This is a genomic window from Neobacillus niacini (genome assembly GCF_036961885.1).
Classification (GTDB): domain Bacteria; phylum Bacillota; class Bacilli; order Bacillales; family Cytobacillaceae; genus Neobacillus; species Neobacillus niacini_H.
Genome location: NZ_JBALNQ010000008.1, coordinates 1 through 24,271, shown reverse-complemented (window position 1 = coordinate 24,271; position 24,271 = coordinate 1). Strand labels below are relative to the sequence as shown.

The 24,271-nt window shown below is 42.5% G+C and carries 25 protein-coding genes; 8 read left to right on the top strand and 17 right to left on the bottom strand.

Features of this window, described 5'->3' with window-relative positions; translation table 11 throughout:
* Positions 1 to 143: 143 nt before the first annotated feature.
* Both V7124_RS03755 and V7124_RS03750 read right to left on the bottom strand, forming a co-directional pair.
* Positions 144 to 2,303, bottom strand: coding sequence for a YhgE/Pip domain-containing protein (locus V7124_RS03755; protein ID WP_335486144.1), 2,160 nt, complete (start codon positions 2,301 to 2,303; stop codon positions 144 to 146).
* 149 nt (positions 2,304 to 2,452) lie between these two features.
* The gene (locus V7124_RS03750) at positions 2,453 to 3,028 is read right to left on the bottom strand and encodes a TetR/AcrR family transcriptional regulator (RefSeq protein ID WP_335486141.1); all 576 of its coding nucleotides are present in this window, start codon (positions 3,026 to 3,028) and stop codon (positions 2,453 to 2,455) included.
* Between the two features lie 180 nt (positions 3,029 to 3,208).
* Here V7124_RS03750 and V7124_RS03745 point away from each other — a divergent pair, with 180 nt between their 5' ends.
* Complete coding sequence (locus tag V7124_RS03745; RefSeq protein WP_335486138.1) at positions 3,209 to 3,346, top strand: hypothetical protein; 138 nt, start codon at positions 3,209 to 3,211, stop codon at positions 3,344 to 3,346.
* 241 nt (positions 3,347 to 3,587) lie between these two features.
* Here V7124_RS03745 and V7124_RS03740 read toward each other — a convergent pair whose 3' ends face one another.
* Positions 3,588 to 3,782, bottom strand: a complete 195-nt coding sequence (locus V7124_RS03740) for a hypothetical protein (protein WP_335486134.1) — start codon at positions 3,780 to 3,782, stop codon at positions 3,588 to 3,590.
* Between the two features lie 105 nt (positions 3,783 to 3,887).
* On the opposite strand from V7124_RS03740, the gene V7124_RS03735 reads away from it, so the two are divergent.
* The 3 genes from V7124_RS03735 to V7124_RS03725 all read left to right on the top strand — a co-directional run bounded on the left by V7124_RS03735 (position 3,888) and on the right by V7124_RS03725 (position 8,902).
* A complete protein-coding gene (locus V7124_RS03735; protein ID WP_335486131.1) occupies positions 3,888 to 5,519 on the top strand; it encodes an SWIM zinc finger family protein in 1,632 nt (543 codons plus the stop codon).
* A gap of 109 nt (positions 5,520 to 5,628) precedes the next feature.
* A complete protein-coding gene (locus V7124_RS03730) occupies positions 5,629 to 5,808 on the top strand; it encodes a hypothetical protein (RefSeq protein WP_335486127.1) in 180 nt (59 codons plus the stop codon).
* Between the two features lie 82 nt (positions 5,809 to 5,890).
* Positions 5,891 to 8,902 (top strand): DEAD/DEAH box helicase, encoded by a 3,012-nt coding sequence (locus tag V7124_RS03725; RefSeq protein WP_335486123.1) that lies wholly within the window; start codon positions 5,891 to 5,893, stop codon positions 8,900 to 8,902.
* Positions 8,903 to 9,033: 131 nt separating this feature from the next.
* On the opposite strand, the gene V7124_RS03720 is transcribed toward V7124_RS03725, so the two are convergent.
* Positions 9,034 to 10,113 (bottom strand): 3D domain-containing protein, encoded by a 1,080-nt coding sequence (locus V7124_RS03720; protein WP_335486120.1) that lies wholly within the window; start codon positions 10,111 to 10,113, stop codon positions 9,034 to 9,036.
* A 463-nt stretch (positions 10,114 to 10,576) separates the two neighbouring features.
* On the bottom strand, positions 10,577 to 10,972 hold the full coding sequence (locus tag V7124_RS03715; RefSeq protein WP_335486116.1) for a hypothetical protein: 396 nt from the start codon (positions 10,970 to 10,972) through the stop codon (positions 10,577 to 10,579).
* Between the two features lie 212 nt (positions 10,973 to 11,184).
* Between V7124_RS03715 and V7124_RS03710 the strand changes: the two genes are divergently transcribed.
* Positions 11,185 to 11,595 (top strand): helix-turn-helix domain-containing protein, encoded by a 411-nt coding sequence (locus V7124_RS03710; RefSeq protein ID WP_335486113.1) that lies wholly within the window; start codon positions 11,185 to 11,187, stop codon positions 11,593 to 11,595.
* Between the two features lie 816 nt (positions 11,596 to 12,411).
* Here V7124_RS03710 and V7124_RS03705 read toward each other — a convergent pair.
* A complete protein-coding gene (locus V7124_RS03705) occupies positions 12,412 to 12,690 on the bottom strand; it encodes a hypothetical protein (RefSeq protein WP_335417423.1) in 279 nt (92 codons plus the stop codon).
* On the bottom strand, positions 12,683 to 13,069 hold the full coding sequence (ssb, locus tag V7124_RS03700; RefSeq protein WP_335417425.1) for a single-stranded DNA-binding protein: 387 nt from the start codon (positions 13,067 to 13,069) through the stop codon (positions 12,683 to 12,685). Before ssb ends, V7124_RS03705 begins: the two co-directional genes overlap by 8 nt.
* A 262-nt stretch (positions 13,070 to 13,331) precedes the next feature.
* Between ssb and V7124_RS03695 the strand changes: the two genes are divergently transcribed.
* A complete protein-coding gene (locus tag V7124_RS03695; protein ID WP_335486110.1) occupies positions 13,332 to 13,766 on the top strand; it encodes a YwpF family protein in 435 nt (144 codons plus the stop codon).
* A gap of 101 nt (positions 13,767 to 13,867) precedes the next feature.
* Here the strand turns inward: V7124_RS03695 and V7124_RS03690 are convergent, their stop codons facing one another.
* The 5 genes from V7124_RS03690 to spoIIID form a co-directional block, all read right to left on the bottom strand.
* Positions 13,868 to 14,194 carry a hypothetical protein gene (locus V7124_RS03690; protein WP_335486107.1) on the bottom strand — a complete coding sequence of 109 codons (327 nt, stop codon included), beginning with the start codon at positions 14,192 to 14,194 and terminating at the stop codon, positions 13,868 to 13,870.
* 111 nt (positions 14,195 to 14,305) lie between these two features.
* Positions 14,306 to 14,731, bottom strand: a complete 426-nt coding sequence (gene fabZ / locus V7124_RS03685) for a 3-hydroxyacyl-ACP dehydratase FabZ (protein ID WP_310198916.1) — start codon at positions 14,729 to 14,731, stop codon at positions 14,306 to 14,308.
* Positions 14,732 to 14,815: 84 nt separating this feature from the next.
* Positions 14,816 to 15,151 (bottom strand): DNA-directed RNA polymerase subunit beta, encoded by a 336-nt coding sequence (locus tag V7124_RS03680; protein WP_335486104.1) that lies wholly within the window; start codon positions 15,149 to 15,151, stop codon positions 14,816 to 14,818.
* Between the two features lie 429 nt (positions 15,152 to 15,580).
* Positions 15,581 to 16,582 (bottom strand): rod shape-determining protein, encoded by a 1,002-nt coding sequence (locus V7124_RS03675; RefSeq protein WP_335417434.1) that lies wholly within the window; start codon positions 16,580 to 16,582, stop codon positions 15,581 to 15,583.
* A gap of 254 nt (positions 16,583 to 16,836) precedes the next feature.
* The gene (gene spoIIID, locus V7124_RS03670) at positions 16,837 to 17,109 is read right to left on the bottom strand and encodes a sporulation transcriptional regulator SpoIIID (protein ID WP_090762775.1); all 273 of its coding nucleotides are present in this window, start codon (positions 17,107 to 17,109) and stop codon (positions 16,837 to 16,839) included.
* Positions 17,110 to 17,665: 556 nt separating this feature from the next.
* Between spoIIID and V7124_RS03665 the strand changes: the two genes are divergently transcribed.
* Positions 17,666 to 17,980 carry an MGMT family protein gene (locus V7124_RS03665; RefSeq protein WP_335486649.1) on the top strand — a complete coding sequence of 105 codons (315 nt, stop codon included), beginning with the start codon at positions 17,666 to 17,668 and terminating at the stop codon, positions 17,978 to 17,980.
* 12 nt (positions 17,981 to 17,992) lie between these two features.
* Here the strand turns inward: V7124_RS03665 and V7124_RS03660 are convergent, their stop codons facing one another.
* The 4 genes from V7124_RS03660 to V7124_RS03645 form a co-directional block, all read right to left on the bottom strand.
* Positions 17,993 to 18,439, bottom strand: a complete 447-nt coding sequence (locus V7124_RS03660; protein ID WP_335486100.1) for a hypothetical protein — start codon at positions 18,437 to 18,439, stop codon at positions 17,993 to 17,995.
* Between the two features lie 15 nt (positions 18,440 to 18,454).
* Positions 18,455 to 19,045, bottom strand: coding sequence for a hypothetical protein (locus tag V7124_RS03655; protein ID WP_335486096.1), 591 nt, complete (start codon positions 19,043 to 19,045; stop codon positions 18,455 to 18,457).
* A 261-nt stretch (positions 19,046 to 19,306) separates the two neighbouring features.
* Positions 19,307 to 21,307: a penicillin-binding transpeptidase domain-containing protein gene (locus V7124_RS03650; RefSeq protein ID WP_335486093.1), complete on the bottom strand. Its 2,001-nt coding sequence runs from the start codon at positions 21,305 to 21,307 to the stop codon at positions 19,307 to 19,309.
* A gap of 99 nt (positions 21,308 to 21,406) precedes the next feature.
* Complete coding sequence (locus V7124_RS03645) at positions 21,407 to 22,267, bottom strand: M23 family metallopeptidase (protein ID WP_335486090.1); 861 nt, start codon at positions 22,265 to 22,267, stop codon at positions 21,407 to 21,409.
* A 120-nt stretch (positions 22,268 to 22,387) separates the two neighbouring features.
* On the opposite strand from V7124_RS03645, the gene V7124_RS03640 reads away from it, so the two are divergent.
* The gene (locus V7124_RS03640) at positions 22,388 to 22,804 is read left to right on the top strand and encodes a VanZ family protein (RefSeq protein WP_335486087.1); all 417 of its coding nucleotides are present in this window, start codon (positions 22,388 to 22,390) and stop codon (positions 22,802 to 22,804) included.
* Here V7124_RS03640 and V7124_RS03635 read toward each other — a convergent pair.
* Entirely contained in the window at positions 22,764 to 23,861 is a 1,098-nt protein-coding gene (locus V7124_RS03635) for a nuclease-related domain-containing protein (protein WP_335486084.1), read from the bottom strand. The two genes, V7124_RS03640 and V7124_RS03635, sit on opposite strands and share 41 nt — an antisense overlap.
* Positions 23,862 to 24,271 lie beyond the last annotated feature (410 nt).

The window sequence follows — 24,271 nt, the reverse complement described above, 5'->3', positions numbered from 1 at the left end:
AGCTGTTTTGGCGGCGGTGGAAGCGGTTTGGCACATAAAAATGATTTTTGGTACATAAAACCTAAAATTGGCACATAAATGCCTGTAACACCAAAAAAACACCGGATTCGCTTCAGCAGCGCGAACCCGGTGTTTCCCAAATTTTATGCTGCTTGCTCGATCAATGTTTCCCTGACCTGGTTACGTTTGAAGATAATGGCCATGTACGTGAAGGTCACGACCATGAAACCAGCCATGTAGGCGAGCAAGACGGCGTTATTTTGCCACATGTAGGCAATGTCGCCGCTGGAGATTACCGCTTTGAACGCTTGGACGGTGTACGTCATCGGGAAGAACGCGTTAAAGGGCTGCAGCGCCTCTGGAATTAACACTAGCGGGAAGGTGCCCGCACTTGTGGTTAATTGCATGATCAAGATGAGAATCGCGATGAAGCGACCGACATCGGTCATCGTGGTGACGAGCATTTGAATCAACGTGACGAATACCATGCTTGTGATGATCGAGGTCACGATAAATAATGGTAAACTTTTCACTTCAATCCCTAGACCAACAAGTAGCACAAAGTCGACCAATAGGGCTTGAACGACTCCGATCATCGTAATAACACCTAATTTACCGACGAACCATTGTGCCGCCGAAGCTGGTTGCACGGCTGGTTCCTTCATTGCAAACACAATCGAGATAATGAGTGCTCCGACAAAGAGTCCAAGTGAGACAAAATAAGGCGCAAAGCCAGTACCATAGTTTGGCACAGTGTTAATCTCATTTTTATCAACCTTCACAGGCTCGCCCATCATTTCAAACGTGTCCTCGTTCGCTTTTACACTAGATGCCGCATCGGCCCCAGCAGCCAGCTTCTCATTTAATTCCGAAGTTCCCTGCTGCAATTGTTCTGAACCTGCTTGTAATTCTGATGAACCTTCAGCAAGCTTTCCAGTTCCGTCCGCGATTTTATCGGCGCCGGCCGATAATTCACCCATGCCCGCTGTCAGTTGATTGGCACCGGCATTTAATGCTGAGGACCCTTCGTAGAGCTGGTGGATACCTGATTGTAATTTTTCCTGATTATCATTAATTTCTCCGATTCCGCTAATTAATTGGTCGAAGGCCGGATCGGTTTGTTTTTTCAATTGCTCTTCTAACCCCGTCGTCGCCCCAAGTAATTGTCCATTCACCTGGGATTTGAATTGCGTGAATCCCTGATGCAATCCCGGAGTGATCGCTTGTGCGACCTGCTGCTCAACCTCAGCGTTGGTTGGCGCCGTCTGCTGTGACATAATCGCCTGGACGGTTTCAGCAGGTATACCGTTCGCAACCAAGGCTGAAGCTAGTTCCTTCATTTTAGCCGTTTGCTGGGCAATCATCTGGTCGGCAATCTGTGCTGATAACCCTGCACTGAGCTGTGACTCGAATTGATTGATACCGGCGTTTAATTTTTCAGTGCTTCCGGATAATTGACTGCTAATCCCCGCTGCGATCCCTGCTGGTAATTGCTCCTTCACTTGCTCCGCCCCTGCTTGCGCTTTTGCGGTGCCTGTCACCAGCTGTGGAAGCTTGCCATCGATTTCAGCCAAGCCTTGGTTAATCGCCGCTGACCCGTTTGCCAGCTCACCGGAACCGGCGGCTGCACTATGGATGCCTTCATTGAATTCAATGGATTTGCCCGCTAGGACTGCTAGGTTTTCCTTGATTTGGCTGGCTCCTTCGTTCAGTTTTGTACTGCCATCGTTGAGTTGATTGGCTCCGCTGCTTGCTTTGTCTAACCCGCCGGCCATTTCGGTTACTTTTTCAAAAATGCTTTCAGAATAGGTGGTGACAAGCTGTTTGGAAATCTCCGCTTTGATCTCCTTCATCGCGGTTTCCCCGATTTGCGCCGATAGGAAGTTTGCCCCTTCATTCGGCACGTAGTTGATGGCTAACTTTTGCGGTTTATCCTCAAGAAGGGTGGTCGCATTTTTTGAAAAATCACTTGGAATTTCAACAAGAATATAATACTTTTGATCCTCCAAGCCTTGATAGCCCTGCTTCTTATCCACGATATCAAAGTCAAACGTATGACTTTTTTTCAAATTCCTGACCAGGTCGTCGCCAATCTGGAGCTGCGCCCCGTTAAGTTCCGCCCCCTCGTCCAGGTTGACAATCGCCACCGGCAGATCGCCCAAATATTTATATGGATCCCAAAACGCCCACAAAAACATTCCCGCATAAAGGACAGGAATAAAGAGGATGGCGATGATGGGAATAAGAACCTTGCGATTGCTAAGGATTGTGGTTAATTCTGCTTTAAAGGAAGATCCCTTCATGCTTTCATTCCTCCTAGTGATTTTTTTGACATGTATTTTGATTACAAGGTCAGTTCGGTCTACTGACCGTTTCGTTCATACGGTCAATTCATTCTAAAAAAATGACTATTCTGTTCAAACGGTCACTTTTTTATAAAAATAAAAGACTTTTAAGTTAACAAGCCTTTTAGCAAGTAAAGTTCAAACAGCTTGGTGATTTCTCCTTTTTCCAATGGCGGGTGGTTTCTTTGCCAGTCGATCACGAGTGAAAAATACATTTTCAACATCACGAAGGCCGTAACCTCTGGATCGCAAGCTTTGATTTCCCCTTTATCGATGGCTTTTTGAATAATCACTTTCATGTACTGGATGATGGAGTGTTCGACCCTTTGCATCGCTTCGACAACGGTTTGCGTCCCCATGTCCCGTTCTTCCTGAATCAATTTAATCGTCAATTGATGGGATTTGCGAAACTCATAGACCCGTACTAACACCCTGTTTAGATTTTCAAGAATCGAGGCTGAATCGTCCATGGCGCCTTCCACTTCTATTCGAATATCGCCAATCAGCGAATTAATAATATCATCAAATAGTTCTTCCTTTGTTTTAAAAAAGGTATAGATTGTCCCTTTACCTACATTGGCTAACTTCGCAACCTGATCCATCGTCGTGGCTTTATACCCATACAAAGAAAATGACTTGGCCGCAGCTTCAACAATCAGCTTCTTCCGATCAATTATTGCCATTTCATTCACCTCCAGTTGACCAAAAAACTAATTCGGTCATTTTTACAAAAAGAAATATATCACATTGATTTTAAAAATGCAATTTCTGCAGATTATGTCATACGTTTTTTTGGAACCATTTCCCACATCATTACGTCTAATTGAGTAGAGAGAAAAGGATTAAACTGGGGGATCATTTTGATGAAAAAAGTTCTAATTGCGTTGTTTATTGCGCTGGTGTTGTTTTGTGCCACAGGAGGCTTGGAGCGTTTCGCACCTGACGGGGAAACTCAGGATCCAGAAGTTAGCCAGGAAACGAAAGCCTCAATCGAATTATAAAAATCATTCAGTCCTAGCGCCTGCTGGGGCTGGTTTTTGCGTGTCCGCCGTGACCTTTTTTTGCATGGTGCATAATTTGTAAATGGACAAGCACGCACTGGAGAATGAGAATTTATTTTTGATGTATACAAGAATGATAGATTGGTAAGAATATTGATAGGAGCAAATTTTGAGGGGGAACGAAAAATGAATGATACTAAATTGCTATTATCACAATTTACTAATGAGGAAGGCTTCGAGCTTAATAAATACCTGACCCACTTGTTTGAATATGTGTCACTCCAGCTCGGGTCGAATCCGGCAATAAATCCACCGACAGAAGTGGAAGATAGGTAGGTCCAGGCGCTGCATGATGCCTGGACTTTTTTTTTACAAAGGCTGTACTTTCGCAAAAGCTTTTGTTATAAAAAGCAACAAAGTTTACCAAAAGAGCCATACAAAAAGCCTGACTTGAATAGAAATCTGCATTTCTCTCCTCGGACGGCCATTTTTTGGGTATAATATAGGAATATAGATTTTTTCGAAAAAGGGGGTCGTGGCGTTGGAGTCAACGACTGCTAATGAACGGATTGAACTTCTCTCGGAGGAGATTAAGAATATGCTGCACCCACATGCGGCCGATGATATTAAGCTCGTTCAAAAGGGCTTAATGCTGTACCGGCAAGGGTTGGTCAAGCAAGTCCAAATATGGAATGCCCAAATTACGGCAATGGTGCAGGATGTGACACCATGCCATGTGAAGCTCAACTTTACCTTTTTGACCAATAGTCAATGTACGTGCCCGCACGAGGGACTGTGCCGTCATCAGCTGGCGGTGTTCTTTTCAGCTTATTCGAGGGTTGGAAGTGTCGCTGAATGGGTGGCTTCATTTCGGGAGCCGATGAAGGAGAAAAATGATATCGCGAGCTGGGGGCTGCAGAAGGCGAAGGATTTAATCAAGTCGAATGGTGTGCTGAAGCCTGATTATCGGCGCTGGGTCGAATCGTTTGAAGTGAGCTTTGATACGATTTTGAATTCGAAAAAGTATTCGAGCCCTTTTATTATTGCTGAGCTTTTTAATATTTATGAACGGCGAATTAAGGCGAGCGCTCCCGTGGAACAGGAATGGCGCCTGCTGTATGATCTAGTCGGAATTGTTGTCTCGTTTAAAAAGCTTGCTGTCTTGACGGAGAATTCTGGGTTTGCTGAGGATGCGGTTAGGCGCGCCTATCTCTCTGTCTTTCATAATTTAATTGAGGATGCCGATGAGCTCGTTTTAAAAATTGGCGTCCAATCCCTGCCGTTTGATTTCGACGAGTTTATTTTACACTTAAAGGACGATGTATTTGAGCTGCTGACTGCGGCTACAGGACTCGAGCAGGAGCGTATCTATCTATATCGGCTCCTCTGGGTCAACCTTTTTAAAAAGAAGGAATGGCGTGAGCAAGAAATCGTAAGGATTCACGAGCGGATGAAATCGGCCCAGGAGTGGGAAAACCTCACTCCACTGATGATTGCAGGAGTTCTAATTAGCATTTTGCAGCAAAAGGACGAACTGGCTTTAGAGTTGATTAGTAAAATCGACGAACATGTCATCACACCCTATATGCTTCATTGGATAGAACTATTGTCACAGACGAAAGCATGGAAACGAGTAGGACCATTTATCGAGCTGTTTTCATCAAACCTTAAAGGCTATTTAGAATTTTTGCGAACCTATCATTCTTGTGCCGCCTTTACCCGCGTGGCGCTCAAAGCGATTCGGCCCTACATTTCGGAAAATGGCAAGGTCGACTTGCACGAACGCACTTTGCTGTCGACGTTACCATACAGCTATACAGAATATGAGTTTATGCTGTTTGAACGCGGCCAGTTCGACAAATGGGGTGACCTTCAGGCATTCATGGGCTGGAGCTTTTACGACTTGCCGCGGGATCGCGTCAAGGTGATCGAAAAGGAAAAACCTGAAGTGCTGCTCGGAATGCTGCACCAATCGGCGCTGAACGAAATCAATCAAAAAAACCGTTCCAGCTACAAAGCAGCGGTACGGCACTTAAAAAAGCTGCGGACCTTATATAAAAAAACCAAACGCGTCGACGACTGGCACTACTTCCTCGACAGCCTCATGCACAAAACCAAACGCCTCCGCGCCTTCCACGAAGAATGCCGGCGGAGCAAGCTTATTGAGGAATAGGGTGTGGTTGAACGGGTGGTGCGTGGGGTGGTGTCTGGGTGGTGAAGTGGTGAAAAAATGGTGCCTGTCACCGCTCGTGGACACTTTCCACCCCAGGTGGACAGTTTTGATGGTTAGTTTGATGATTTTTTGGGCTTTAATTTCTTTTGTACATTTTTCTGTGGGTTTTGGACATTTTTTGGTGGGTTATGGACTTTTCCAGATGGGTTTTGGACACTTTTCAATGAGTTTTGGACATTTTCCGAAGGGTTTTGGACATTTAGACAATATCTGGAAACTAACTACCTAACTAACCAACCGAACGCTGCCGCATTAAGTGGCATTACAAATAAACAAACCCCACCTACCCAAGTAAAAGGAGCAATTTTACGATGCTAAAAGCAAGATTTGTTAAGCTTCTGACAATTAAATTAGAAGATGGCCGCTATCTATTGGCAGCTGAGGATGAGCACGGGTCGGGTTTACCCCCTTCTGAATGGAAGAATGTGCTGTTCGGCCGGCATGATGAGAGTTTTTTTGGCACGCTTCTGGAGACGGAGTCAGTTGATGGCATCGAGGGTGTGGTGGTCACTGGCTGGCATCTTGTTTCTCTTTTTGCCAAGGAATCCTTTAACCGTTTTATCGATTGGGACTGGAGCGATCAATCCGAAATTTGTTTAGCGGCTGCTCATGCTCTTCATGAGGGGATTCTCGAGAAGGATTGGCTACCGGACTTTTCCGTATGGGAACAAGGCGATTTCCGCTGGCAGCTGCCTGTTCGGGTGAAGGATGAGTTCGATCCGTCCTTTTGGGAGCAAGCTGTAGATACCCATATTGAAGATTCTGAAACGGTCCAGAATTTTATTTCTGACTTATACGACCATGCGCTAGACGCCTATTTAACGCGGAATTCTGCGATGAAAGAGTTGTTTGGACCGAAGCTAGCGTTGCTTCGAAAACAAAATATCTCTGGTGCCGAGCTTGCCCGTTATTTTGATGAAGAAAGCTGGCTTGAATGGGTCGGGATCAAGGAAAGCGACACTCCTTTTACGATTGGTCTCAAATTAGAGGAGCCGATTGATGGAGAAGGTCTTTGGAATCTGGATTTCTTTTTACGCGGTAAGAAAAATGTCGATGACGTGTATAGCATGGATGCGAAGCTTCCTGCACGCTGGAAGCCATTTTTGGAAAGAATTGACCGTGAGCAGAGCCGCTGGGCAAGGTTAATTCCGTGGTTGAGTGAGGACGGTGCGACATTAAAGTCTGGGCTCACAGAGGAAGAAGCGTGGATGTTTTTGACAGAGGCAAGTGAAACGCTTGTCGCTTTGGACGTTGAAATCCTGCTTCCAGCCTGGTGGCAAGCCATGAAAAATGCCAATTTGAAGGTGAAGGCTTCTCTAAAAGGGTCATCGAGCCACCGTCCATCATTTGTCGGACTGCAGGCGATGCTTGATTTCAATTGGCGTTTTTCGATGAATGGAGTCGATCTGTCTGAGGATGAATTCAGCCAGCTCGTCGAAGAAAAACGTCGACTTGTCTTTATTCGTGGTCGCTGGGTTAAGCTCGATCCAGGCTTTATTCGACAAATTCAGGATTTGATGAAACGTGCCGAAAAGGAAGGCTTGCATGTAAGGGATTTGCTCGAGCAGGAGCTAATTGAGACTCCTCCTACGGAAGATGAGCTGGAAAACCCAAAGGCCTTCGCGCGGATTCAAATTGAATTAAACAGCCAATGGAAAAAAATGATTAAACAGCTTTCCGAAGCGAATGAGATCCCATTAGAGACGGTCCCGGGAGGGTTACAAGGCGAACTCCGCCCCTACCAGCAGCTTGGAATGAGCTGGCTGTGGTTCCTGCGTCAATACGGTTTTGGCGCCGTCCTAGCCGATGATATGGGCCTCGGAAAAACCGTTCAATTAATCGCCTATTTGCTGAAAGTAAAAGAAGAGATGGTGGCTGCCCCCCATGACTGGGCGGATACTGATTTGGTGACAGGCACCGGTGTCAAAGCCGATACCGATTTGGTGACAGGCACCACTGCCAAAACTGAAACCGAGATGGTGACAGGCACCACTATCAAAGCGGATTCTAAAAAACAAAAAGGTAGCAAGGAAAAGAGTACCAGTGAAAAAACGCCTGTTAAGGCTGCCTTGATTATTTGCCCTACATCGGTACTCGGTAACTGGCAGAAGGAGCTTGAGCGTTTTGCTCCGGAGATGAATGTTTATCTGCATTATGGATCGAATCGATTGAAGAAAGACGACTTTTCGGAAAAGGCCAAAGATGTGGATATTGTCCTGACTTCCTATGGTCTCAGCCATCTGGATACGGAGGAGTTTGAGTCTATACTTTGGAGCTCGATATCGATTGATGAGGCTCAGAATATTAAAAATGCTGGGACGAAGCAGTCGAAAGCGGTACGAAGGCTGCGTGGTGGCCATCACATCGCCTTGACTGGTACACCAATGGAAAATCGATTGTCAGAATTATGGTCGATCTTTGATTTTACCAATCATGGCTATCTTGGCAGTCTGGGCCAATTTCAGAAAAAATTTGTCATTCCGATTGAAAAGGATGAGAAAAAGGAAAAGGTCAATGAGCTTCAATCCTTAATCCGCCCATTCCTGATGCGCAGGACGAAAAAGGACGATGAGGTGGCTCTCAATCTCCCTGACAAGCAGGAACAAAAGGAATACTGCCCACTGACAACGGAGCAAGCTTCCTTGTATGAACAGCTTGTACGCGATACTTTTGCAGAGATTGAAAAGCTGTCTGGTTTTGAGCGCAAGGGATTAATTTTGCAAATGCTTAGCAGGTTAAAGCAACTTTGTAATCATCCAGCACTCTATTTAAAAGAAAAATCAGTTGAGCGCCAGCTGCTTGACCGCTCAAATAAGTTGGAGAAGCTTGTCGACCTTGTAGATGCAGTATTGGATGCCGGCGAAAGCTGTCTTATTTTTACACAATATATCGAAATGGGCGAAATGATACGTTCAACTATAAAGAAGAAATTTGGTGTGGAAGTGCCGTTCCTGAACGGAAGTGTACCGAAGACACAGCGTGATAGCATGATTGAGCGGTTTCAAAATCAGGAATTCCCTGTGTTCTTGCTTTCGTTGAAAGCGGGTGGAACCGGGCTAAACTTGACGGCTGCCAATCACGTCATCCACTATGACCGCTGGTGGAACCCAGCCGTTGAAAACCAAGCAACCGATAGAGCCTATCGAATCGGTCAGTCCCGCTTCGTACACGTGCACAAGCTCATTTGCACAGGAACACTAGAAGAAAAAATCGATGCCATGCTCGAAAAAAAGCAGCACCTAAACGACCAAATCATCCAAAGCGAAAACTGGATCACCGAACTCTCAACCGACCAACTCAAAGATCTGGTGTATCTTGGGTAAATAGGAATTGGAATTATTTAGTTGATTATACAGTGATGTATAAATGGTGACAGGCACCACTAAAGAACCACTAAAAAAGAGAGATCCAACATCTGTTTGGGATGTTGGATCTCTCTTTTTGTTTTGTTTCACTATTGTAGTATGACGATTTTTACTGTTTTTCTACCCCATGCGTAAGCTTGGGCATTGTTTGGCATCAACACATCTATTTTATGACCTTTAATCGCGCCGCCGGTATCGCCAGCAATTGCTTCGCCATATCCTTCTACCCATACTCTTGATCCTAATGGAATGACGGATGGGTCAACTGCGATTAATTTCATATTTGGATTTTCTCTGATATTGTAGCCCATGGCCGTAAAATTGCCTGCAGATTCATAGCTATATGCAGTTGAATTTACATACAATTCAACGCCTGCGCTTGCGCCTGCTGGTGCTGGTGTTGCTGTTGAAGCTGATACTGGTGCGCTAACAGCTACTATTGATCTTGCTGCTTCTTGTTCTTGTCGAACCTTTTCTTGAGCAGCTTGCAGCTCTGCTTGGATCCCAGCCATTTGTTCATCAACCTGGCTATATTTTTGTTGCATTACCGTTAAAGATTCTTGTCTCTTTTGTAGATTTTGATTAAGCTCTTCTTGCTGTTTACCAAGGTTTGTTTGTTCTACTGCCAGCTGTTCTTCTTGCTTAGCAATTTCTTTCTTATCTTCTTCAATTTGCTTCAGGTCGTTTTCTTGGTCAGTCATAATATTCTTATCAGCGTTAAGCAGCGTCGTTACCGCACTTGCTCGTTGAATAAGGTCTGCCACACTTTTAGATTCTAAGATTACATTGATGACAACATTAAGATTATCATCCTTTTGCAATGCCACTAATCTATTTTTCATAACACCTTTACGGTTATGTATTTTATCCTGAAGGACTACAATTTCCTCTTTTTTCTTTTCTATCTGTTGTTGGACAGCGGCGATTCTCATTTGAGTTTCTGCCAACGCTTCTCTATTTTGTGTAATATACGATTGTAAAGATTCCATATCTTTTTTAATCTGATCAATTTCCTTGTTAATAGAGTCCTTTTCATTCGCCTTTTGTTCAAGCTCTTGCTCCACACTATGTAAAGCGTCCTTACTTGATTGTGCATGTGCCACAACAGTACCTGACACCAATAATACGCATGTTAGAAACATGAAAATCATACGCCTTAAACTTTGCATACGCTTCCCCCTTCTCTACTAATCTATTTATAACATGACAATGTACCAGTTATATTACAAAAACATTAAAACTCCATCACAAATTGTCATATAACAGTGGAAAACAATGTGAACAGATGAAAAACATCGGTGCCTGTCACCACTCGTGGACATTTTACTGTTTTTGTCCTCGCGGGGTGGACAGTTGGTTATTGGGTATAATTCCCACGCCCATTGAAGGTGATTGTTGGAGTGAGGTGCACGCGCGAAACAAGGGGAAAGTGGGAGTTTATTTATATATATGTAAGAGTTTTGTCTAATTGATGAACTAATTGGGGCGTAGAAATTTTGCTTGTTTCAAAATTTCGCAGGAAAAAGGGGCGGAATATTTCCGCCCCCCTTTTTTTTTGATAATCTTTGTCATGTATTTGTAATATAAGCAGCCCTTGTGTCAGATCAACCTAACTATATGGTTTAGATAGAACTAAACCTCCACCTCCCTGCTAGCAGCCAAAACCTTTGGCCCCTCTTTTTTTCTGGCTCTGAATCTTTTCTTGTCTGAATACATGAGGATGGCGACTTTGTTGTCTTCCATAATCGCAAAGTTCGTAAAGACGTCGTAGGCTTGCTCTTCGGATAGTTGCTGATCACCTTCGATTAGCTGAAGTGACTGTTGCCGGCAATGGAAACGGGAATTATTCTCAAGAATATGGATGGAGATTTGTGATTGGTGAAAAGGAATGGAATGGTAGGACAGGTTTGAAGGTCGGTGATGTGATGTTTTTGAGAGTTGTAGGGCATCGCAGAAATCTGGTTTTCCTTTAATGTGCATTTCTGAGTGACTCGGTCGTTCGCCAATAAAAATTAATGAGTGTGGCATTTTCAATTCCCCCATTGATACAAATATTTACAATAGTTTATTATTCGACAATAATTTCAATAGTCCTTTTTTCCTATATGTGGTTTTATCATGCTATCCATTCATTGTGCATGATTTTCACATAAAACATCGTGCATATTAGTCACATTCAAACTATGACTTTTCTTTTGCCGTTAAGTTAAAAACAACTATTGTTTTTGGCGGTGAATAAGATGTCTTTATCGGAAAAATTGCGGAAGCTCCGCGACAATCGCAATTGGTCGCAGCAAACTTTGGCGGAGATGATGAATATGGACCGGTCTACGGTGGGTCGGTATGAAACCGGAAAAAACATACCAAACTATCAAACGGTGATACGATTTGCGGAGTTATATCAGGTGGACAAAGAGTATTTATTAGAGGAACTAAATGCGCAGGTTCCTAAAGTCGAGACGCCAGGATTCATGACCAAGGAAAACTTAGAGGATCATGAATTGGCCATCATCCACCAACTACTTGAACAGGAACCTGATTTGAAAAAAAATCTACTAGATATCCATCTAATGTCTCCTAAGCGCCGTGCGTTTTTTGTCGATTTATTAACATATCAGATTAAAGCTAGTAAAAGGCATAAAAATATCTAAAAAATAGGCCGCTGATAACATATCAGCGGCCTCGAAAAATAAAACAGGGGGTTTTGTCATAGTATACCCAACTGAAAACTTTTTAAACACTTACTAGAATAGAATTTTTTTCCGTGCATGTAACTATAAACCTCCTATAGTTACCTCGAACCTCATTTTCCCACCTCACCGGTAACTATAAACCGTCTATGATTACCTCGAACCTCGTTTTCCCGCCTTGCCGGTAACTATAAACCTCCTATAGTTACCACAAACTTCATTTTCCCACCTCACCGGTAACTATAAACCGTCTATGATTTCCACGAACCTCACTTTCTCGCCTTGACGGTAACTATAAACCACCTATAGTTACCACAAACTTCATTTTCCCACCTGGCCGGTAACTATACCCCTACCATGATTACCACAAAAAACTAGAATAAAAAAATTCCGGCGCTCATTTGGCCGGAAAATGGGGACTATTTTGGAGGCATCGGTTTTCTTTACTAAAAGACCTTTTATTTCGGGGGAAAATTTTAAAAAAGGAACCAGATTTATTTTTGCCAAAGGCTGTGTTCGTAATGATTGTTGTTAAAATCTTAAAGCCAATTTTAACGTGGCAATAGTTATCTTGCGCCTTCGAATTTTGTTTGCAAGCTCTTTTCTTATTAAATTTCTGCTTTTTTCGCGCGAATGCACAGCACAATCATAAATTTTGTTTCAAAAAGCAACAAAGTTTAAGAAAAGAGCCTTACCAAAAATAACCCAAGATATTATCGGCTGCCAATGAAGTTTCCAAGACAAAAGCAATTTTTTAAAAACAGTCATCCAACCTTATCAAAAATGAACTGTGAGATGATCGTGAATTTCGGATGTAGTGTGTGTATGCGGGTGTTTGGGGTAGTTTCTGATCGGGCTCCATTCTCTTTCCTTTAACTGCCCTTTCATAATCCATTCTAGCTGGCTGATTCTTTTCTGGAGATGGTCGATCGATTGATTCATCTGAACGATTTCTTTTTGGAAGTGATCATTTTTTTGATTGGCGCGGCCCACCATTTTTATCAAACTTTCAAGCAGCTGTTCTAAGCTAGTCGCGATATCATCATGATTAGTCAAAAGGCAGCTCCTCCTTCAAAACAGTAGCCGGCGGCGGTTCAATAGGCGAAAAATTACTTGGTTTTCCACTCAAAAAGCGAATCGATTCGGCTACTACCTCTGTTACATAAACGCGCTTCCCCTCTTTGTTGTCATAATGCCGTGTCTGCAGCCTTCCTGTCACACCCACAACCGAACCTTTTCGGCAGTACTGCGCAGTATTTTCAGCATATTTTTTCCAAAGTGTGCATTGAACGAAGTCGGCTTCAATTTCCCCATGCTGGTTCCGAAATTGGCGACTTACGGCCAATGTCACTGTCGTAACGGACAGACCATCCGTCGTCTTTCTTAACTCCGGATCACGGGTCAATCTTCCAACAAGCGTAACTTGATTGATCATACTTTTTGGCTCCTCTCCATTTGATGGTTTTATCATAGACCATCCTCACATCGCTGTAAAATTGGTGTTTTTAGTAAATAAATGTGTTTTTGGCCTCAAATTTAAATTTTCCTATAGAACAAAAATCAAATTTGGCAGGCTAATTTTTAAAAAAATTAGAAACTTGCAAAAAGCGACAAATATTTTTCGACATTTGCTTCAAGCACAGATATGTTATAATTTAGAAAAAGTGAACGACAATCGATAACCGGAGGTGCCGTTGATGAAATCCTTTAAGTTAGTCGCTTTGGAAGTTGTGGAGGAGGATGGGAATTCCGTTGAAATCCCACTAGAAGATGGGTTGATTATTAATAAAGAAAACGAACGTGCCAGTTGGCTGCTTGAGGCCTATACCGATTTATCCCTTTTTGACTACTTCCAAAAAATCCACGCAGAAAGCCGCGAAGTGATTGTTCAAGCGGTCATAACCAAGCGTGAGAATGATCCTGCCTTTTTTCAGACAAAAATTGCATCCCTAAACAAATTTGATCAACATATTAGTGTCCTGTTTGAAGGACGTTTGCGTCGAAACCGAAGTGATTACTCTGAATTACTGCTCGACAGCCTGCTTGAAAAGGGGTTTGGCGGTCAAGCTCTCCTTGAAGAATTCAGGGACAAAATGAAAAGTAAGCCGAAATTGAAAATCAAGCACGATTAAAGATCAAGCTCAATTAAAGATCAAGCTCAATTAAAGATCAAGCACAATTAAAGATCAAGCACAATTAAAAGGGCAGGCTGCTTGGCCTGCCCTTTACACTTTTACTCGTCTTTGGTGTCGCGGTCGATTACATCACGTTTGTCTTCGATGATGTCTTCACGATTTGTACCATTGTTAAGGTTGTTGTTGTAACGTGTGTTTGTGTTGTTTAATCTGTTATTGTCATAACCATTCATGCCGTCGTTATAACGGGTGTTTGTGTTGTTTAAACGGTTATTATCGTTATAACGTGTATTTGTGTTGTTTACTCCGTTATTGTCATTAGTAGTCGGTGGTGGTGGATTTTGATCATTATTATTGTTACACCCCGCTAACATTGACACTGATAAAACCGTACCTGCAAGCAATATAAACAGCTTTTTCTTCAAAAATAAAAGCCCCTTTCCATAGAAAAATATTGACCCCTTTTACTGGTCTGAAGTTATTTTCCCCAAGTTCTTCAGGACTATTACAAAAAAAATAACCGGAGAAATTCCCGGTTACTTTCCTAATGCAAAGGTGATTTCTGCTTCACAAGCAATTTCTCCATCAACCGTCGCAACAGCTTTCCCTTTTCCAATTGGACCCCGCAAGCGGACAATTTCTACTTCCAATCTTAATTGATCGCCCGGTTTTACTTGTTTCTTGAAACGGCAGCTATCAATTCCAGCAAAAAACGCCAATTTACCGCGATTTTCCTCTTTTTTCAAGACGGCAACGGCTCCAACCTGCGCTAGCGCCTCAACAATCAGCACACCCGGCATGACTGGATAGTCAGGAAAGTGTCCATTGAAAAACTCTTCATTAGCGGTAACGTTTTTGATTCCAACCGCCTTGACGCCTTCTTCTACTTCTAAAATTTTGTCTACTAGTAAAAATGGATAACGATGGGGGATAATTTCCTTGATTTGTGTCACATCTAACATATTTAGTACCTCCTCATAGGAACTGATATTTACATTTTACTATTAAGAGGATGCAAAAAGGAAGGGCAAGAAGCCCTTCCTCGTTTATTTTTTTTCAACTAAGTCGAGAATATGTGTCCAAGTCGATTCTTTTAACACATCTCCCGCATTCCCATCACCGAGCACTCCATAGCCAACCGCGGTACCTGCGACCAAAAAAGCTCCAGCTAAAACGACCAAAAGGACAATTCTAAGCCAAATTGGAATTAGGCGAATCCGAATCCGTTTAGTAGCAGACGTCGCTTTACGGACCTCTTGAGCACTTTTGACTTTAGAAGTTTTTTGAGTCGCAGAAGCCCCTACAGACTTTTTTTGCTCATCTTCTTTTATCTTTTTATACTCTTCCCTCGTTTTCACCTTTTTTAGATGATTTACTGACATCTCTTATTCCCCTTTTAACCGAATCCATCTATTTATTATCGGATCATTCTACTGTTGTTTTTTCAGTTTACCTAATATTATACCTCTATTATAAAAAATAATTAGGAAATAGGCACCAACTTTTTGCAGAAAAAGTGTTTCCATGGCAAAAAATGTAGTTTGGCTTCTGGAAATTTGTTTCGGTTAAGAGCTTGGTTGCAGTTAATTCAGGGAAAATAATGTTAGCGGGAATCAAAAGCCCACTCGTTTAAGTGCCGAATTTTTGTTTTATGTGCCAATTGCAATGCTTTATGTGCCAAAATTTTCGTTTATGTGCCGATTTCCAGATTTATGTGCCAAAATTCATTTTTATGTGCCAAACCAAAGCTTACACGCCAAACCGCCCACAACAAAAAAGCCCAATGACAATGTCATCAGACTTTTAGCTGTTTATCCTAGTCTTCTTTTTGGAATTCGGTCGATGTTGTCGAGCATAATTCCTGTTCCGATGGCCACGCAGTCCATTGGGTTTTCAGCAACTAGGACTGGTACTTTCAACTCATCTGCAAGCAATGCGTCGATACCGTGCAGAAGAGCTCCTCCGCCTGTTAAAATGACGCCGCGGTCGATGATGTCGGCTGATAGTTCCGGCGGTGTGCGTTCAAGAACGCTTTTTGCCGCTTGAACGATCACGGACACAGACTCGTGCAATGCACCTTCGATCTCTTTCGAACGAACCGTGATGGTACGCGGTAAACCGCTGACCATGTCACGCCCGCGGATATCCATTTCCTCCGAGCGTGAACCTGGAAACACGGTTCCAATGTTGATTTTTATATTCTCAGATGTACGTTCACCGATCAAAAGCTTGTACTCACGCTTGATGTAATTAAGGATTTCCATATCGAAATTGTCGCCGGCCATTTTAATGGAAGATGAAGTAACGATATCACCCATAGAGAGGACCGCAACATCCGTTGTCCCGCCGCCGATGTCCACCACCATGTTACCGCTTGGTTGGAAAATATCCATTCCCGCGCCAATGGCAGCCACTTTCGGCTCCTCTTCCAAGTAAATCTTCTTTCCACCACTTTTTTCAGCTGCTTCTCGGATCGCTTTTTGTTCAACGCTAGTAATGTTCGTTGGGCAGCAAATCAAAATACGAGGTTTCGATAAAAAGCCCTTCACGTTCAGTTTATTAATAAAATGTTTTAACATTGCTTCTGTTACGTCAAAGTCTGCGATTACGCCATCTCTCAATGGACGAATGGCGACGATGTTTCCAGGTGTCCGTCCAACCATGCGGCGAGCCTCTTCACCAACTGCAAGAACACGATTTGTATTTTTATCAATGGCTACAACAGAAGGCTCATTTAATACAATTCCACGGCCTTTAACGTGAATTAATACGTTAGCCGTTCCCAAATCAATCCCAATATCCCTAGCAAACATTCTCTTTCTTTCCTCCTTGAAACGGTCATACTTTCCTAATTGTTAATGATACCATATTCCTTAAAATTTCCATACATTTAATAACAAAATCTGTAGAACTTTGTCGGAAAATTTTTATCGGGAAATTCTGCCATCCTTTATGTCATTAAAAATGGCCTTTTCCCCTGACTTTCTTAGAGTGCACTAAGAAGTCTTCGAAAATGGCCATTTCAAAACATTTTTCTTTTTTCATAGTGATCGTTTTGATGATCGGCCTATTTAACGGCCTCACCTTCTTGTTCTTCCTTCTGATACTTCATCTTTGTTGCTTCTCCACCGCGGAGATGTCTGATCGATTTATGGTAATCTAGAATTTCTTTAACCTCATTTGCTAGCTCAGGATTTATTTCAGGAAGTCTCTCAGTCAAATCTTTATGGACAGTACTTTTGGATACGCCAAACTCCTTCGCTATCACACGAACCGTTTTTCGCGTCTCCACGATATACTTTCCAATCTTGATAGTTCTCTCTTTGATGTAATCGTGCACACCACTCGCCCTCCCTAAATTGGATGTGAGAAGTGCGAAATGAGACCCGCTTATCACTATGACGAAATACTAAATCCGCATAACTGTCCGCCTGGGGTGGACAGTGTCCACGAGCGGTGCCTGTCACCATTTAAATGTCAACAATTATTGTCACCATTTATGCAGTTATGCAGCGATACGATGAATAATCATGTCCCCAACTGAATTCACAAGAGCTTCAAACGACTCTTCACCTCTAACACTCTCTTTGTTAAGGTTTGTATTCATTTTATTAGCTTGGATATGAATATATGCACGAATTATCTAATCGGGACAAGGTACCGGATTTATTTTTAGAAAAGTCGGACACTTTAGCACGATGGTGATGGCTGATATACTTATTTCGACATCACTGCGAAATGGCTGTAACGTGCGCACAGTCTCGTTTTTAAAAGGAAATGATTACCTGCGGCCATTATTTCCTGAGAAATTTGTCGCCGAGAAAATGTCGAATGAAAATTTAATAAAAAATTATTTTAATCTATAATAGAAGGAGTAAACAGAAAGGATTTTGATGATGCAGCCTTTTACGGAAAGAGTTATTGCAATAATTAAAGCCATTCCCGAGGGGAAAGTGATGACCTACGGACAAATTGCTCGAGAGGCGGGGAGCCCGCGTGCGGCACGTCAGGTCGTTCGTGCCCTGCATTCGATGAGCAAGAAACATCGCCTGCCCTGGCACCGGGTTATCAACACAAAAGGTCAAATCGCCATTCAGGACGATGATTCCTATCATGAACAGCTCTTCTCGCTTGAAAGCGAAGGCGTAGAAATCGGGCTAAACGGGATCATTGACCTTAAAAAATATCAATACCACCCATCAGAGGATTAGATAGGTGGTATGTTATATTTTTGTCATTCCCAGCGCGAAATGCTCCCATAATATTTTTTCAACTAGTTCCCATTTTTGCTCCTCACAACGAACCATGAGGACGATTTCTGAGCTGATTTTTTTGCTCCCTCGTTTATTCCTTTTTAGGATGATCATCTTAATAAGAAAGCCCAACAGCAGTCCAGAAACAGCTCCGATAATCCCCCAAATAATCGGCCCCCACTTTAAGACATAACCATAAATCGTTCCAAGCAGCATAAAACATGTGGCAAGAATAGCAGGCCCATCAAATAAACTGAATCCATCTGATTTATGGATCGAATCAAATAGTCCCCTTAATTCCTTCCGCTTATCCAGTGGTGCTGCCAATATCATTTCCTTTGAGATTCCTTGTTCTTCAAGTGCGGTAATGGCTAACTCGATATAAATAGAACTCTCAAATGTGGCAATAACAAACATCACTTCAACTCGCTTCTAAAAAGGAAATTTGAACTCTTTTTTCTGATAATGTTCACGCAGGTATTTAGCCATTTCTTTTTCGAATAGGTTATTGTAGTAGATGGTGGAAGTATAGGCGTCATATTGGATGAAAAAAAAGATGGAAGGCATATACATTGCCCATTGCATGTTGATTATTTCCTTCGCCACATCAAAATCCCCTATCATGGTAAGATGAATGGCTTGGGGGATATCGCCGAAATACATGATGGCTGCAGTATAGGCAAACATAAAAAATCCCACCACTACTTTGTGGATATACAGATGACCAAGGCCTGGAAACAACACCGACCATAGCATCGCAACCCATGGTTTCCGTTTATCAAGGAAGTTAAGATCCCATGCACCCATCGCATTCGGCTGGATCGGCGCGTCCTCGCGATTGGCCAAAATATATTGTTTATTCAAGTCGATTGTCGTTCGAAAACTGTCCCATACTCCAAACATATAAATTCCCACATAGAGAATAAGCCAGCGTTCGTCTAACACGTCCTTTGCTTTGGAAAAATCACCTGTTAATGAATAGAATATTCCGAGATTCACATTTGCAGTTTGATTAATGAACATTTCCCAAAGGACCAGAATAAACCCAGCAATGTACCTGTGCAGTAATAAGTGGCCAAACCCCGGATATGAAAACGAAAAAAAGGCGATTACCCAAGGGTTTCTTGCTTGCAGAATGGATGTTGTAAATTGGGACAAATGAGCTCTTTTTCTTCTATATGGAGGATTTCGAGTCACCTTCGCACTCCTTTTTTCTATTATTTTTTGCCTTATTTGTTTCAAATATCCTAAATAAAAAAAACAGAAACCAATTGCTGGTTTCTGTTACTTTTGCTGCATAAACACATTTTTGACTTTTTTCACTGGTATTTGTGAACCGCCGCGGCCCTGGACGTTTTCAACCATCATCGCCACCATTAAACTTGGCGAGTTTGTATTGTAGGCAATGAAAAAGCCATTTTCCGTACCAGTTTCGCCCTGTTTTTGCTTGATTTCAGCGGTGCCCGTTTTACCCGCTAGTGGATAGTCTGCGATTTCCGCACCATGAGCGGTTCCACCTGCATCCCCGACCACCTTTCGCAGCAATCCGGCAACGGTCGAGGCAATTTCAGGTGAAACCACTTCCTTCTCCGTTTTTTCCGCTGCTTCGAGCACGAGACTTGGCTTAATCATTTTCCCACTGTTGACAAATGGAGTATAGGACTGCAATAAATGAACGATACTCATTTGAATTTGTCCCTGGCCATAGCCAGAATCTGCCAAAGCGATTTCTTTATCCAATTTTCCAATCGTTGATGTTTCAAGCGGGAATGGATAATCGGACTCTTCTTCAAAACCAAACTCCTTTAACCCAGCGGTGAATGGGTCTTTCCCGATCCCCAATGCCGTCTGCGCAAAATAAATATTATCTGAGTAAACCATGGCTTTTTCCAGGTTAACTGGATTGGCTTCATGAACTCTCGTCACAAAATAATTGCCCCATGAAGCACTCTTTTGCCATTTCAGACCGCTGATATCCATGGTTTGCTCTGGGGTTATAACGTTGTTCGTAAGCCCGATAGAAGCCGTGAGTGGCTTGAATACGGAACCTGGCGCATACGCCTTGTTGAACCTAGTGTTCATTGGCTTTTGCGGATCATCCTGAAGCTGTTTCCACTCATCCGTTGAGAAGCCCAGCGTAGCTTGATTTGGGTCAAATGATGGAGAACTGACAAGTGCCAGCGTTTCACCGCTAACGGGGTCCAGCGCAGCGCCTGTGCCTGCCTCCCCTGCCAACTCTGCAAAAAGGCTCGCCTGCAAATCGATATCGATGGTTAGCTTTATATCCGGTCCATCCTCGACTGGTTTTTCAGCCAGTAATTCGCTGCTGCCATCCGGTTTTTTAATCGAAATTTTTACGCCGCTTTTTCCTTTCAGCTGCTCGTCAAACACTTCCTCGAGCCCTCTTTTTCCAATCACATCTGAGCTTGTGTAGCCTTTATCCTTAAGCTTTTCCAGTTCTTCCGCGGTAATCGAGCCAACATAACCAGTTAAATGGGCCGCTGCCTCTTTATAAGGATAAATCCGCGCCCCCACCTTTTTCGTCTGGACCGGCTCCAGGGCAATCAATTGCGCGATACGCTCCTGGTCATCCATTGACACCTTCTTGAGGGGAACAAACAAGTCAGGCTTCACCCAGCTGGCATTCAGCGCCTTGTTGATTTGGTCTGGAGTCATTTTTAACAGGCTCGCCAATTGCGCAATCACAGGCGCTTCCTGCCCCTCCATCTTCCCTGGGACCACTCCGACTTCGTATACCTGTCCGTTCACAGCCAGCCCATTTCCTGCTCGATCAAGGATTTGGCCGCGTTTTGGCGTCGTGGAGCTAATCGCGATTTTGTCACCATCTTTTAATTCTGGAAAAATATATGTGGTATTCCAGTCCACATACCAGTTATTCTTTTTATCATGTTCTTGTTTTTTCAGTTTGGCTTTGTGTGTAAATTCAATGGGTCCAGCAATGCTATTCATAGTTGAGGAAAAATCATAGGTAACACTGTCTTGATCTTTGGGCAGTTCTTCTTCGTCGCCCGGCTTTTTAAAGGTCACCTTGAGGTCTTTGATTTGTAGGTCATCGTAGATTTTTTGATAACGGCTGGTGAAATCTTCCTTCGAAATAACCTCCTTGGAACCGTCTGTCAGGTACTCATACATCTGATCAAACTTTTGGTCATTCCATAGTTTTATGTAAGTCGCAAATCGATCCTGTGGCATGGGTTCTTTGCTGCAGCCAGCTGCCACTAAGATGAGCATCATCATCACCAGTAGCCCTAGTGTTTTTTTCAAAAAAACTCCCCCTTTGCTACCATTTTATCACATAGGGTAAGAAAAAAGCCTAAAAAAAAGAGGAAGGTGGATTGATTCCCCTTTCCCCTTTGTTCATTATTAAGAGTTTGTTTTTTCAGTTGACTCAGAAGATTCGTCGTCTGATGGAGTTTTATCGTCAGATGGAGTACCTTCTTCATCTGATGGAGCTTTCTCCTTATCAGTCGCAGGGTCCTCAATCATTTGTTGTTTTGGACTTTTTGTATCTTCTGCTTTTTGATCCGCTGAAGTGCCTTCCTGTAATTCGCTGACTGGCTTGTTAAAATAGTTAGTCGGATTAACAGCTACACCATCTTTGCGGACTTCAAAATGTACATGCGTTCCAGATTCTTCATCAAACAAGCTTTGTCCAGCCATGGCAATAACTTGTCCTTGTTTTACCTTATCGCCAACCTCAACCTTTACATCTTTCACGGATTGATATTGTGTTACAATACCTTTATCGTGTTCGATTTCAATAACATTCCCAAGGGTAGCATCTTCTTCCACTCTCGTAACTTTTCCACTCAGGGCGGCTACAACATCGAATGTTTCGCCATCTTTTGATGTAAAATCAATACCTGTATGCGGAACATACTGATTGTTGTAAAATACTAATGCTGCTTCTTGTTTTTCATCCGTTGCGTTGAAATCATAGAATTCCATTTTGACTGTCGCATCCATTGGATTTCCTACAGGCATTTTCAAGTTTTCTAATGCTGTGTTTACTTCAAGTGCTGGCTTATCGTTGTTTTTACCAGTTAGGTCTGAAGACTTGTAATCATACTTGTCTGTTGCATTATCGCTGCCTTGGAACCAAAGTACGGCTGTCAGAATGATTGCTGCACTTGCAATATAAATGGCTGGAAATACCCAACGCTTTTTGAAAAAGCGTTTAACACTGGAACTTTGAGAAGATCGCTTGTTTTCTTCCTCTCTCATTTTCATCACCTCAGCAATCATTCTGAACAGATAAGTAGAATTATATACACTAGCAAAAAAATTTTTTCTACTTATTTTTTGTTTAACTATATTTTTTTATGCATGAAGGAGGAATTTTTTTTGAAATATGTAGTACGACTGCTTCCCATTGCTTATATGGCAGCGATCTGGATCATGTCGAGTCTGCCATCCAATCATTTCGTCGAACTCCCAAATTCCGGGCTGGACCGGACGATTAAGGAATCGCTGCATTTAATAGAGTTCGCAATTTTGTATGTATTGCTAGTTTTGGCCTTTTTGACACGGGGTCGTCCGTTCACTATGGGACTAAACGCGCTCTGTGCCATCATTGCTGCCCTCTACGGACTCACAGACGAAATACACCAGTCCTTCTATGCTTACCGGTCAGCGTCCTGGTTTGACCTCTTGAAAGACGTCACCGGGATTGCCGTATGTTTCTATTTTATCCGCGGCGCTCTCTTTAAAGGGAAATTTGTTAGACTTGGGAAGGTTTTGGGTTGGGTGAGGAAGTTGTAGCCACTGCGGGGTTCGCGGTGGTTTGTTTATTGGGGGGCGGTTGATGATAAACTCTGCCCTTCAACTTACCTGTACATGGTAGATTCATGGTAGAAAGAAAATGATGGATAACCTTTCGGGAATTAATTTTTAGAAGGTTGCGTGCCTCTGCATTGGTAATAGAGTTGTTTATTAGAAGAAAATAATCTTGAATTTTTTGGTGGTGGGCAGTTTTGCATTGAATTTTACATTTCGGGCAGAGCCACGAACCTGCATGGTATCTCATTGGAGAACAATTGCATTTTGTGTTTTGACAATGGACACCTAAAAACAGATCTTCGGGGGTCAGGTTGAATTCTTGGAGGAGATCAGGATTGTCTGGAGAATTTTTTTCCAGTAAAAGACGATTTATTTTGCGTAACTCCTTTTCGTTTACGATTTCCGTCTTATTTTGGTTTTCAATTTGCTCAATTTTTTCAAGCAATTGCTCACTGTTACAAACACTACTACTGTTTTTATGACTATAATCAATATGAATTTTGGATTTTTCATTGGCATTTACAAAAAAATATAAGATGGGAATGTCGGTAATATGGTGCTTGGCTAGCCAGCGTTTTAGCTTTATTGACTGCACCTTAGCTTGGAGGATAGGATTTTTCGTTCGTTTACCATCAAGAGTTACTTGATTGAGCAGCTTAGCGAAATGCCAGTCCTTAGATCTGTTTTTCACTTCTAGAACGAGTATAAAACGAGTACAAACGAGAAGGATGTCTATCTGGAAAAAATATTTCCCCAATTGAAGACGGATATCGTGATAAATCCGATAATTAGCACTCGAAATCAGATCTAAATGGAACATCACTGATTCCTCTCCACGAAAACCGGTCAACCAGCTATTATATTCGGTAGATATTTCGTACCTTTTCCAATGATCATAGGGAATATTCCTTAACAACGCCTCAAACATAATTAGCCTCAATGATTTCTCACACGCCTTCATAATCAAATGCATCATTCCTTTCTGTTTTCTAACTAATTCAGTTCTTCTACCCTGTAATCCTGCTAGAGCTTGTGTCAAATTTATGTTGATTTAGTAGATATGTGCCGAAGCTGGTGGGTTATGTGCCAAATTTTTAATTTATGAGCCATTTTCCTGATTTATGTGCCAAATTTCCTTTTTATGTGCCAAACCGAAGATTCACTCCCCAAAACAGCTTAAAAGCCTGGCGAACGCCAGGCCATAGTCATTGTCTTTAGCTTTTAACCATGTTTTTACCAGTTTCTAAGGGTATATCCCGAACCCAGATTCCAAAATAAATGACCTATTTTAAGAAAACCTTACTTATGTGCCAATTCTTAGNNAATTTTTATTTTATGTGCCGATTTCTTCATTTATGTGCCAAATCCCCTTCTTATGTGCCAAACCGACAGTCCACCCCCAAAACAGCTTAAAAGCCTGGCGAATGCCAGGCCAAAGTCATTGTCTTT